We start from the raw sequence: 13191 nt of genomic DNA on the forward strand, positions 1-13191 counted from the left end.
TGAGATATAATGAAAATTAGTATCCAGGGTTTTGAACCATGTTTGAGTTTGCATTAATAGCTCCCTGAGGAATAGCTAATTGGAATTTGAAACTTCCAGCATCTAAAACTTTGTTTACAGCAGGAATTCCAGAACCATCAGCTTGATCTCCATTATCAGATCTATTAATAGATAATCCCCAACGTTTTAAATCATAGAATCTGTGTCCTTCGAAAGCTAATTCTAAACGTCTTTCTAAACGGATTGCATCTAATAAAGCAGTTCCTGTTTCAGTTCCAGGAGTAAATCCATCATAACGATTTTGTCTTAATGAATTTAATGCATTTAAAGCTTCCGCTTCGTTTCCTAAGTTATATAAAGCCTCAGCTTTATTTAAAACAACCTCACCAGCTCTTAAAATCTTAGAATCAACAATTCCGTTAACCTGTCCTGTTTTTCCTAAATATTTACCAACGTGGTTATAGTTATTTCCTGCGAAAGAACCAGTAAAGATATAAGCAGCTTTTCTGATATCTTCATCTTCAAATAAGTTATAGAAATCTAAATCTACAACATACTCTGAACGAGTTCCTTGTGAAGAAGTTTGTGAGTACTCAGTTCCGATATCAACATTATCAATATCAGTAATTAAGAACTTAGCAATTACTCCAGCATCAGAAGCATCTTTCCAGATGTTAGCAAACTCAGCTCTTGGTGCAACACCAGTTGTTACAGCATTTGCAGCATCAACAGCTTTTTGGTTTTCACCGTTATATAAGTAAACTCTTGATAAGAATCCGTTAATTGTGTTTAATGAGAATACATTTAATGTACTAACATCAGCAGTTGCAAGAGATTTAGCTTCTTCTAAATCAGCAATAATATGCGTATAGTTTTCAGCTACAGTTTCTCTAGCAGGTAATAAGAAAGGATCAGAAGAATTTGCATAAACAACTCCCATTGATGCATTTGCATCTGCACCTTGAGAAGGAATTTTTGCATAAGTTCTAGCTAAATCAAAATGAGCAATTGCTCTTGCAGCTAAAGCTTGTGCTTTTGTTTTATTCTTAAAATCTCCATCATTTAAGTTATCAATATTCTCAAGAATTTTGTTTGCTCTGTTGATTACATTATAAGCATCAGCATATAAAGTAAATCCACTTGAAGAAGCATCATGATTCCAGTCGAATAAAACTTTTCTTGTTTGTCTACCAGATTGGTTAACGATTAAGTTGTCAGAAGCTACATCTGGTGCGATGTAAATTCCTCCTCCGAAATACTCAGTTCCAGAAGGACCATCATTACCTGTAAATCCGTTGTAAAGACCTCTTGTTGCATTTTCAAAATCAGCAACAGTTTCGAATGCAGTTCCTGCGTCAATTGAATCGAAAGGTCCTTTTTCTAAAGCATCATCACAAGACGATAATGTCATCGCTGCAACTAATGCTCCAATTAATATTTTATTTAATTTCATTTTTTTCGCTTTTAAGTTATTAGAAAGAAATATCTAACCCTACTAAATAAGTTTTAGTTGTTGGGTAAGAGTATAATGATCTTGCTCCAGGAGTTACATCAGCTCCTTCTCCAGATCCAATTCCAACCTCTGGATCACCTTCGTATTCTTTAGTCCAAGTCCATAAGTTTTGACCTTGAACATATAATTTCACATCAGAAAGTTTTAATTTCTCAACTAAATCTCTAGGTACAGTATATCCTAACTTTAAAGTTCTTAAACGGATATATGAACCATCTTGTAAGAAACGATCTGAAGCGAAATCTGAACGAATTCCACTAATTTGTTGTGGAATTGGTAATACTCCTGTATCACCTGGGTTCTTCCAGTAGTTAAATGCAGAAACACTTTGGTTATCAAATGCATTTGATCCATCACTTTCTAAATCAGCTTTAATATTGTTGTAAATGTAGTTTCCGAATTTGAAGTAGAAGTTAGCAGAAAGCTCGAATCCTTTGTATTGAGCTCTAGTAAAGAAACTTCCATCAAAATCAGGGTTTACAGATTTACCACTTAAAGCAACAGCGTCATCAGCGCTATACTGATCAGTAATATTTCCTTCTTTGTCATAGTATTGAGCTAATCCAGTTTCTGGGTTAACTCCAGCATATCTTACTAAGTGGTGTGTATAAACCTCTTCACCTTCTCTTAAGATTAATCCTCCAGTGATGATATCTTCACCATCAACTAATTGGTTTACTCTTGTTTTAGCGAATGCAATGTTACCTCCTAAAGTTAATTTGAAATCTTTATTTCTAATAACATCTCCACTTAATTCAAATTCTAAACCTTCTGTTTGAATTTCTCCAGTATTTTGAGCTACAACTAAGAAAGGTGCTCCTTGCTCAAATGCTAAAATTTTATCAAATAATAAGTCTGAAGTTACTGATTTATAGTAATCGATTACCCCACGAATTCTTCCATTTAAGAATCCATATTCTAATCCGATATCAGTAATAGCTTTACTCTCCCATTTTAAGTCAGGATTCTCTGTTCTATTAGGGAAAGAAGCAGAACTTCCGTTATACGATCCGAAAGAATATAAACTTAAATATCTATAGTTTCCAATTCTATCATTTCCTAAAGTACCGTAAGATGCTCTTAATTTTAATGCACTTAAGAACTCAACATCTTTTAAGAAATCTTCGTTTCCGATATTCCAAGCAGCAGAAGCTGACCAGAAGTTACCATAACGATTATTTTTACCAAATCTTGAAGATCCATCACGTCTGAAAGAAGCAGAAGCGATATATTTTTGATCGTAATCATAATCAACAGAAGCAGCTAAAGAGAAAGTTGCATCTTCAGATTTATTAGTACTAGCACTTGTAGGATCAGAAGCATTTACTTGCTCATCAAACTTATCAGTTGGGAATCCTTTACTTCTTAAATCGTAGCTTTCAAATACATTAGTGATGTACTCAGATAAGATTAATCCACTAATGTTATGCTTTTCATTAATAGTAGTCTTGTATTTTAATACATTTTGGAAGTTAAATCCAAATCTATCAGAACCACTATCTCTCTTAGAACCTGGTGCGTCAGCATCTCCAACGTATCCATCTAAGATTGATCCTGGTTTTACAAAGTATTCTCCTTTAAATCTTCTGTAGTTTAAACCAACTTTAGTAGTATAAACAAGATTTTCAGTAAATTTCACATCTGCATTTAAAGTTGAGAAAATTCTTAAGAATTTATCACTCTCTGGGTTATTTTTAATAGCCTCAGAAATTGAGAATCCAGCATGCGTAAAGTTATATACAGGATTTCCGTTATCATCTAAAACAACATTTCCGTCACCGTCTAATTCAAAAACAGTTTCGTATGGGTTGTAAGTATACATTGCTCTAAATGGGTTCTGTACGTTATTTCTATCTCTTGGTTCTTGAGAAATAGTATAAGAAGCTCCAGTTTTAGCTCCAATTGTTAACCAATCTCTAGCATCAAAAGTTAAGTTAACACGTCCTGTAGTTCTCTTATATCCATCTAATCCTTCGATAATACCTGTATCTTCTTCATTCTTTAAAGAAACGAAGTAAGTAGTTTTATCAGTACCTCCAGAAACAGATAAAGAGTTAGAACGAGTGAATCCTTTTCTTAATAAAGTTTCTCTCCAGTCATGATCATTTCTGATTAATGCAGCAGCTTCTTCATCAGTAGCACTTGCACCAACTCCAATGTTCAATTCTTTCTCGTATCTTAATTTTTCTTCAGCATTCATTAAATCCCATCCATCATCAATTCTTTCAGAAAATCCAATTTGAGAACTTAAAGTAAATTTAGCATCTCTATCTTTCTTACCACCTTTTGTAGTAATAACAACAACTCCATTAGATCCTCTCGCACCATAAATAGCAGCAGTTGCAGCATCTTTTAAAACAGAAATACTTTCGATATCAGCATTGTTAATTAAGTTCAAATCAGCTTCACTGATTGCAACACCATCAACAATGTACAATGGTTCTAATCCACTACCAATAGACCCAACTCCACGTACACGTACGAAAGCAGTTTGTCCTGGCTTACCATTTTGAGCAGTCACCGTTACACCTGATGCTTTTCCTTGTAAAGCATTTGCAACGTTAGTAGTTGAAGCAGTTTCTTCTAATTCTTTAGAAGTAACGCTTGTTACGGCAGAGGCAAGTGTTTCTCTACTCTTATCAGAGTATCCTAATACCACTACTTCTTCTAAAACATTGTCTGCTGACATTACAACATCAATTGTAGTATTGTCACCAACAAGTTTTTTAACTGTAGCCATACCTACGAAACTAAATTCTAAGTATTGCCCTTTTTCAACTTGGATAGTATAAAGACCATCAAAGTCAGTCTCTGTTCCTGTAGTTGTCCCTTCAACAACGACACTTACTCCAGGAAGTGGACCAGCGTCATCAGAAACAGTACCAGATACTGTTATCTGCTGAGCAAAACCAATTTGAGCTATTAACGCAAAAAGAAACGTTAATAAAAGATTAGTTCTTTTTTTCATTCTATCATGTTTTATAAATTAATCTGCCCAAAAATGAGATTTGTTATTTTTATAAGCAAATTTTTTAACATAAATGTTATTTAAATGTTAAAGTAACCTCTTTTAGTTTTTCCGTCTTTTTTTAGCTTTTACATTAATAAATTACGATTTTTACAAGTGTTTTATTCACAATCATATATATTAATTTATGTTAATTTAATGTAAAGTAATATATTATTATGTTAAATATATCCATTTAATGCATCATAACACCTGTATTTTAACTTTATTTTGAATTCTATTTTTTTATACAATATTAACTTAATTACAATATTTATTAGAATTTATTGATTAATATAGTATCAAAAATAAGTTTAAGATTTTTCACTAAATTTTATTAAAAATTGAGAGAAAATTGCCTTTTTAAAGCTTTTATTGCTACAGAAAATGATAGTATTTTTAAGTAAAATAGCGAAGTCTTATATTTTTTGGGATAATTTTAACCATAAAAAAGAAGAATTATAACACATTATTTTCTCTTTTTTTAGTAAAAAAATTGACTAAAACGGATGAAATGTTAATGAATATAATGGAAGTTTTAAAATACTAAGAAATTGATTTTTCTTCCTTAATATCTTCTTGTAATTGCTTAATAAAAGCGGAAGGATAAAGTCCTTTATATTTGAAAAAAGTAGCTGAAAATGATTGCGCAGTTTTAAATCCTACTTCTTCTGCAATGGCCTTTACAGTAAATGAACGAAACTTTTTATCTTCCTTTAATTTTTGAATGGCAAACTCAATTCGAAGTGTATTTAGATAAGTAGAAAAATTAAGTTTTTTCTCTGCATTTATTATTTTAGAAAGGTAAGAACTATTCGTATTTAATTCTTTTGCTAATGAGCTAAGTGTATATTTTTTATTGGTAAATTTAGTCGATTTCTCAAATTTCTCCAGTTTTTCTAAAATTTCTTCCACAAGTTTTTCAGAGATTTCAAAGTCTTTCTTTTCTTCTTTTTTCTCTTCAACTTTTGGTACATCTTCTTCTATTTTTTCTTCTTTTTGAGCAGCTTTCTGAATCTCAGAAATATCTTTATATTCTTTTAATTTTTTATTTCTAGTTTTTAATAATTCTAAGCGATCTCTATTTCTTTTACGTTGAAAGAAAATCATAATTCCAAGAGAAAATGCTAATAAAACAAGTCCAATAATCCAATTCATAAAATTAGAATTATCTGCTTGTAATTCAGTAATCAACTCATCTTTCGCCTTTTTTACATCATCAATTCTATAGGTTTTATTGATGTTATTGACAACTGTTCGATATTTATCATCTAAATAATTATCAAGTCTAATTTGATTTTCTAGGTATTTTAATTGATTCTTTGCATCTCCTTTCTCTTTATAAAAGTCTACTAAAAAATCATACGTATCCATCACATTATAATCTGCATCATTGTATTTCTGCATCACACTATCCACTTTCAAAAAATAAGGAAGTGCGTCTTCTTTTTTCCCAGATTGTTCAAAAATTGCTTTCCCTAAATAATAATCTGGATAAAGATCAACAGCTAATAATTTCTCTCTTTCATGGTAAATTTTATCAGAATAATTCGTTTTTACTTTCTGTAAGCTATCAATACTTTTCTGATAATCTTTATTCATATAATGATACATTCCTGCATACATTACCAAATTAAAATATTGAATTTTCTGCGTTCCCCCCTCTTTAATTCCTTTCTCAATGTAAACTTTTGCAGAATCTAACCTATTATTATGTATGTATGAAGCAGCAATATCTTGATAATAAATCTCCATCCAAGAGAATTTTTTACGTTGATGTGCTTTTAAAACTTCTTCAATAATGTCTAATTCTTTTCCATATTCACCAATTTCTCCATGCAAATTTGCAATGAACATTTTGGTTAAATAAATCTGATCTTCATCTTTAAGTTTTTGCGCAATTTCTACAGTTTTATCATAATCTTTTATCGCTAATTTATAACGATTTCGACTATATAAATCCTGTGCTCTAAAAGAATAAGCATGCATAATTCGAAAAGATGGACGAACTTTTTCATAAATCGTCTGAATACTATCAGAGTATTTATTTAAGATAGAATCATTTTTAGAAATCGTACTTAACTTTAAATACGTTAAAATCATTTCTTCATAATTCTGCGTGATTTTTGCCTTCTTTAAATAAACATTTAGGTAATAATTGTATAAAGAATCATTTCGCTCAACTGGAATTCCATCTTGGTAAATTTGTTGTGCATCAATGTATTTTTGAATGGATTGAAAACTTTGATTTACTAATATTTTTTCATCAATTTTTTGTCCATAACCAATAATATATAAAAGTAAAAAACATCCAAAAAGAGTTCTTTTATAAAGATTCCTTTCACCTTTATAGATTGATTTATTAGCTATGTAAACAAAATTTTTATTCATTAATAACCTAAGTAGAGTTGTAATTTATCGAAGATTTTTTACAGTTTTCGAATTTATAAATTATCTATAAATTTCTTCATTTTTTTCTATAAAAGAACGCGAAATATTTACACGTATTTTAAGTAAATACCTTTTTCTTTTCAACTTCTTAAAGATAAAATCAATTTTAATTAATCTTAAACAAATATGAGTTTTTGTATCTCTTCAAAAATATAAAAAAACATAAAAGCCTTATTTTAAAGGGTTTTCACAAGCATATTCAGTCCTGTTTTTTATAAAATATTAGATGAATTTTATAAAATACAACTTATATGTTTTTTTTTTGAAGGTAACTTGACTTACATTTGAAGTGTTATCAAGAAAAAAACTCTATTAAACATCTATTATATAATTAAAAGGTTTCTTTTGATAAACAAACAAAATGTAAAACCTTTTATTTATGATAAATTGTAACAGAAGCCTTTTATAATTTATCTTTTTAAAAACATCTATAACATTACATGTATAAGGCTATTTAATTTTTATCTTTTAAGATTATACTTCTATGGGAAAAAGAGAATTCTGGCGAGTTCTCTTTTTTTATTTTCCTAAGTTTTGTCCAATGATAAATCCTCCTGTCCAAGCATTCTGAAAATTAAATCCTCCTGTTACTGCATCAATGTTTAAAATTTCTCCTGCCAAAAATAAATTCGAATGAATTCTACTTTCAAATTTCTTAAAATTAATTTCTTTTAAATCGACACCTCCAGCCGTTACAAATTCTTCTTTAAAAGTACTTTTTCCTTGTACCTCATAAATTCCTACCCCAACTTCTTCCAATAATTTTTGAATTTGCTTTTTAGATAAATCTGCCCAATTTGTTGTATCATTTATTTTAGAAGTAATAATTAATTGCTCCCATAATCTTTTTGATATTTCTGAAAATGGTGATCGTTGACAAACTAATTTTCTTGGATTTTGAGTTTTAAAATCAATTAGAATCTCTTCAATTTCTGAAAATGATTTAGAAAGCCAATTTATTTTTATTTTAAACGTATATTTTTTTTCTGCTAAAATTCGAGCACCAAATGAAGAAAGTTTTAAAATTCCTGGCCCGCTCATTCCCCAATGTGTTATTAATAAAGGTCCTTTTGCTGTTAATTTTTCACTAACTACAGAAACTGTTGCTTTTGGAACAGAAATTCCTGGTAAATTTTTAATTCTAGAATCCTTAATATTAAAAGTGAATAAAGAAGGGACAGTTGGAATAATTGTATGTCCTAATTGCTCTAAAAGTTGCCAAATTGGTTTACTACTTCCGGGTGTCACAACTAAATAATCACAAGCAAATGAATCTTCTTTAGTAAATATATTCCAACCATTTTCAGTTTTTTTAATCTTCTGAACTCCTTTTCCTGTAAGAACTTTTACATTAAGTTTATCTGCTTCTTGCAACAAACAACTTGCAATACTTTCAGAATCATTCGAAACAGGAAAAACACGATTATCTTCTTCAATTTTTAAAGGAACTCCTCGAGTTTCAAACCATTCCATTGTATCTCCTGTCATAAAAGTATGAAATGGACCTAAAAGTTCTTTATTTCCTCTAGGATAAAACTTCGTCAAATCTTTCGGAATAAAGCAAGCATGTGTCACATTACATCTTCCTCCCCCTGAAATTCTGACTTTTTGTAATACATTCTTTGCTTTTTCAAGAATAATTACTTCCATTTCTGGATTATTCTCTTTTATATTTATTGCTGAAAAAAATCCAGCTGCTCCTCCTCCAATTACTATTGTTTTCTTCATAAAACCATTTTTTTATATGGTAAAATCACAGGAAATCCTTTTTCCACAAAATATTTTTTTGAATCTTCATTTCCTGTAGCCAAAATAAAATCTCCTCCCCAAGCACCTAAACTTTTTACTTTTCCAAAATAATCTTTAAAAACAATATTTTGAATTGGTTTATTATCTATAATTCGTGAAATAATCGTTTCATGTTCTTGAATTATTTTTTCAAAATCATCTAAGGATTTAGCTTTTAGAATCTCTTGTGTTAAAACATCTATTTCTTGAACATAAGCAGATATATTTCCTTTAAATTCTTTATATCTTTTAATTCCAGTTCTACTATTTTGTTTTTGATTTAAATGCACAAAAAACAATTGATCTGAAAATTTTGGTGTAAAATCTACTTTTTCTATTAATGGATTTATTCCATTTTTTTGAAATAAAATTGGTGTATCATTTTTAGCACAAGCTAAATCATAACCGCTTCCAGAAAAAGATTTTTCCAATAATTCAAATGGATTTACTTGAGCCCAATCTGCTAAATTATTTAGTAAAGTAGAAGAAGAACCAAGTCCCCAATCCCTTGGAAAAGTCAAATTCGTTTTTATTAAAAATCCTTTTGCTTCCGTTAAAAAAGATGGATTTAATTCTTTACAAGTATGTAAAAACTTCTGAAGTGTTTCTGCAATCATTTCACCTTTTCCTTCATTATCTGAAAGAAATGTAGCAGATTTTAATCTAATTTTTGGTAATTCAAATTCAGCAGAAAACCATTCACTTCCATCATGAGAATAACTTTCCCAAAGTAAAACAGATTCCTGTAAAGTTTCAACAATTAAATCTTGTCCAAATTTTGTAGGAACAGCCAAAGCTTTAGCTCCATCTAAAACTAAATATTCTCCTGTAATTAATAATTTTCCGTTGCTATAAAAACGATTCATTAAACCAATTTTTGCATTGAATTAAATTTTTCTACTACAGCACTATGAGAAACCGTTTTATCTTTAAAATAAGTTTCAATTTCTTGTTTTTGATCTTCAGTTGCACCTAATTGTTTCAAAATATTTGTCAAGTGCATTTTCATATGTCCGTGTTGAATTCCAGTTGTTGTCAAAGCTCTTAAAGCAGCAAAATTTTGTGCAAGACCAGTTACTGCAATAATCTTCATTAATTCTTCAGAAGAAGGATTTTCAAGCATTTCTAAAGACAGTTTAGCTAAAGGATGTAAAGAAGTTAAACCACCTACAGTTCCAACAGCTAAAGGAATTTCAATCCAAAAACGGAAAATTCCATCTTTTACTTCACAATCAGTTAAACTACTATAAGAACCATTTCTAGCTGCATAAGCATGCGCTCCAGCTTCAATTGCGCGGAAATCATTTCCTGTCGCTAAAACAACTGCATCAATTCCGTTCATAATTCCCTTATTATGAGTTACAGCTCTATAAGGTTCCACTTTGGCAATTTGCACAGCTTGATAGAATTTTTCAGCAAATTCTAAACCTGTTTTTTTATCTAACTCTGTTACATGACAACTTACTTCAGCTCTAACAACACATTCAGGAACATAATTCGAAAGAATACTCATTACAATTTGAATATCTTCACGTTCAAATTCACCAGCAATTGTCTCTAAACAAGAATTGATAAAGTTTGCTCCCATACTATCTTTTGTTTCAAAAGTCACATGAATTTGATAGTAATTTTCTAATTTCGCAGTTTTGTCTACAAGTTTAATATCTAATATTCCACCACCTCTTTTTCTCATATTTTTAGTGATCGAATCTGTAGCTTCTAATAATTCTTCTTTTTTAGAATTAAAATAAGTTTCAATTTCAGATTTTTCACCTTTAAATAGAAAATGAACTTGACCTACTTTTGTTGTTGAAATTACTTCTGCTTTAAATCCACCTCTTTTAGACCAAAACTTAGCTACCAAAGAAGCTGCTGCTACAACAGAACTTTCTTCGACAGCCATTGGAACAACATATTCTCTATCATTTATTACAAAATTTGGAGCAATTCCAAAAGGTAAATAATAATTAGAAATTGTATTCTCAATAAAATCGTCGTGTAATTCTTGCAACTTCGTATTCGGATTCCAATATTGTTTCAAAGTAGTAATTCCTTGTTCTTTATCAAGAAAAAAAGTACTTGATAACCATTCTATTTTTTCCTCTTTCGAAAGTTTCGAAAATCCAGAAATTGTCTTCGTCATTTTTCTATTTATTTTAAAATGCAAAGATACTTCTTTCTATCTAATAAGAAAGTATTTACACTTTTAGACATAAAAAAAGCGAGTCAAATTGACTCGCTTTTCCAAGAAATAACTTTTAATATTTTTATTTATATAGTTTCTCTCTGTAATCTTCGATGTTTGAAGACTCTTTAAGAGCATTATAAATTTGTCCTGTTCTACCTTGTAATTTTTGAGTTTCTTGTGCAGTATAAGAAGCGTAGTTTTTGATATCAACTGGCTCTTCTCTATTAGTCACTTTGAAAGCAAAAACTCCTTTTTCTCCTACAATTTTAGAGAAAACTTCATTTTCTTTTGCAGTTGACATTGCTCCAACAACAGCTGGTTCAGTTCCTACACCAGATAAAGCTGGACTAGCACAAGTAACAGCAGCAACTTTCTTTACAGAAGCACCATTTGCAGATGCGATTTCTTCTAAAGTAGCTCCGTTCATTTTTTCTTTAATTAAGTCAGCTTTTTTCTCTTTAATAATAATTGGTCTAACTTCAGCAGCAACATCAGCAACTTTCGCTAATCCTTTTTTAGTGATGTTAGATAATCTTACTACAACATATCCATTTTCAACATCAAAACGATTTGTATCTCCAATTTCAGTATCTTCATCAAAAGCCCAGTTTACGATTAATCTTTGAGATCCTAATCCAGGAACATTATCATTAATAACATCTAATCCATCTGCTGGAGAAACTTTATAACCTTTTTCTTTAGCGATTTCATCAAAATTTCCATTTCCAGAAACAGCAGCAGCAAAAGATTCAGCTTTTTCGAAAATATCATTTTCTGTATCTTCAGAAGGCTCAATTTTTCTAGCGATTGTAGCTAATTTAATTGCTTTTTCAGCTTTTTTATCATCAATTTTGATTACGTGGAATCCAAATCCAGTTTCTACTAAACCTACAGAACCAACTTTATTTTTAGCATCAAAAACATAGTCATTAAAAGTAGGAACCATTGCACCTTCTTTAAACCATCCTAAATCTCCACCTTTTGAAGCACTAGGTCCATCTGAATTTTTCTCAGCTAAATCAGCAAAATCAGTTCCTCTTCTCTTAGCTTCAGCTAATAATTTCTCAGCTTCTTTTTTAGCTTCTTCTTTAGTTCTTGTCACTTCTGGATTTGCTCTATCAGCTCCTTCATATGCAACTAAAATGTGACTAGCTTTAATTTCTGGTACTTCTTCGATTGCAACAACTTTACTAATCTTAGCATATCCTGCATCATCATAAGGACCATAAACTCCATTTAATGCTGTATTAAATAAAGTATCTGCAACAGCACTTGGTAATTGATTTTTGTATAATAAGTTATCATTATACTTAATATCAGAACTTTCATTTACAAATAAAGAAATGTTTTCATCATTTGTCTTTTCTAATTCTGCGATTAATCCTTTAACTTCTTCGTTAATATTTTTAATATCAGCTTCAGAAGCTTGAATATCAAACTTTACATATTCAATATTTCTTCCATTTTGAACTTGATACTTAGCAGCATTTTCATTGATATAAGCTTGAATATCAGCATCCGTTACTGTTACATTTTCATTTGGAATTGAAGTATAAGGAACATAAACGTAATCTGCGTTCATCTTTGTATTATCGAAGTAGTATTTTCTTTTACCTTCTTCAACAGTAGCTCCGATTACAGATTTTACTAAGTTATTATATTCCGTTCTTTCTAAATTTTGCTTTACACTTCTTTCCGTGTTTAACCAATTGTACCATCCAGCTGTGTTTCCACTTTCAGCTTCTGATTGTAAATTAGCGATATATTCTTTTAATTTTTCTTCATTAAATAATCCAGATTCATCTTTGAATAATGGACTTTGTTGTACTGCTGGCATATTTACGATAGCTTCCCATACATCGTTCTCTCCAATAACAATACCTGCTTCTTTTAATTGTTTAGCATAAATTTTTTCACTAACTAAACTATTCCAAACTGCATCAACAGCTTGTGTTTGTGAAACTCCTTGTCTTCCTGCTTTATAAGCTTCAACTGCTTGACCTAATTCGTTACGAGAAATAGTTTCTCCGTCGATCTCACCAATAGAATTTACTTTGTTAGAACTGAAAAAATTAATAATATCCTTTGGGCTAGCAACAAATGCGAACAATGCTAAACCAATGATAACGATTAAGAAACCTGAACGCTCTCTAATTTTTGATAAAATTGCCATTAGTTATTTTCTTTTATATTCGAAGTGCGAAAGTACAATTTAGTATTTAAAAATAAAAGTGATTTTATTAT

At 30.1% G+C, this 13191-nt stretch carries 7 protein-coding genes; all 7 read right to left on the reverse strand.

What is annotated here, in order from left to right; genetic code table 11:
• Nucleotides 1-16: 16 nt before the first annotated feature.
• A complete protein-coding gene (locus I1A51_RS02840; RefSeq protein ID WP_196890936.1) occupies nt 17-1453 on the reverse strand; it encodes a RagB/SusD family nutrient uptake outer membrane protein in 1437 nt (478 codons plus the stop codon).
• Nucleotides 1454-1472: 19 nt separating this feature from the next.
• Nucleotides 1473-4481, reverse strand: a complete 3009-nt coding sequence (locus I1A51_RS02845) for a SusC/RagA family TonB-linked outer membrane protein (protein WP_196890938.1) — start codon at nt 4479-4481, stop codon at nt 1473-1475.
• A 585-nt stretch (nt 4482-5066) separates the two neighbouring features.
• Nucleotides 5067-6911 carry an AraC family transcriptional regulator gene (locus I1A51_RS02850; RefSeq protein WP_196890940.1) on the reverse strand — a complete coding sequence of 615 codons (1845 nt, stop codon included), beginning with the start codon at nt 6909-6911 and terminating at the stop codon, nt 5067-5069.
• A gap of 579 nt (nt 6912-7490) precedes the next feature.
• Nucleotides 7491-8699, reverse strand: a complete 1209-nt coding sequence (locus I1A51_RS02855; RefSeq protein WP_196890942.1) for a BaiN/RdsA family NAD(P)/FAD-dependent oxidoreductase — start codon at nt 8697-8699, stop codon at nt 7491-7493.
• Entirely contained in the window at nt 8696-9625 is a 930-nt protein-coding gene (locus I1A51_RS02860) for a GYDIA family GHMP kinase (RefSeq protein WP_196890944.1), read from the reverse strand. The genes I1A51_RS02855 and I1A51_RS02860 overlap by 4 nt, the downstream gene beginning before the upstream one ends.
• Nucleotides 9625-10926 carry a hydroxymethylglutaryl-CoA reductase, degradative gene (locus I1A51_RS02865; protein ID WP_262895805.1) on the reverse strand — a complete coding sequence of 434 codons (1302 nt, stop codon included), beginning with the start codon at nt 10924-10926 and terminating at the stop codon, nt 9625-9627. The genes I1A51_RS02860 and I1A51_RS02865 overlap by 1 nt, the downstream gene beginning before the upstream one ends.
• Before the next feature lie 100 nt (nt 10927-11026).
• The gene (locus I1A51_RS02870) at nt 11027-13120 is read right to left on the reverse strand and encodes a peptidylprolyl isomerase (RefSeq protein WP_196890948.1); all 2094 of its coding nucleotides are present in this window, start codon (nt 13118-13120) and stop codon (nt 11027-11029) included.
• Between the last annotated feature and the right edge of the window lie 71 nt (nt 13121-13191).

This window comes from Aureivirga marina, assembly GCF_015767265.1.
Classification (GTDB): Bacteria; Bacteroidota; Bacteroidia; order Flavobacteriales; family Flavobacteriaceae; genus Aureivirga; species Aureivirga marina.

Coding starts and splice junctions, on each gene's coding strand:
- I1A51_RS02845 (WP_196890938.1), bottom strand. CDS start 4,481: ATGAAAAAAAGAACTAATCTTTTATTAACGTTTCTTTTTGCGTTAATA.
- I1A51_RS02840 (WP_196890936.1), bottom strand. CDS start 1,453: ATGAAATTAAATAAAATATTAATTGGAGCATTAGTTGCAGCGATGACA.
- I1A51_RS02855 (WP_196890942.1), bottom strand. CDS start 8,699: ATGAAGAAAACAATAGTAATTGGAGGAGGAGCAGCTGGATTTTTTTCA.
- I1A51_RS02870 (WP_196890948.1), bottom strand. CDS start 13,120: ATGGCAATTTTATCAAAAATTAGAGAGCGTTCAGGTTTCTTAATCGTT.
- I1A51_RS02860 (WP_196890944.1), bottom strand. CDS start 9,625: ATGAATCGTTTTTATAGCAACGGAAAATTATTAATTACAGGAGAATAT.
- I1A51_RS02850 (WP_196890940.1), bottom strand. CDS start 6,911: ATGAATAAAAATTTTGTTTACATAGCTAATAAATCAATCTATAAAGGT.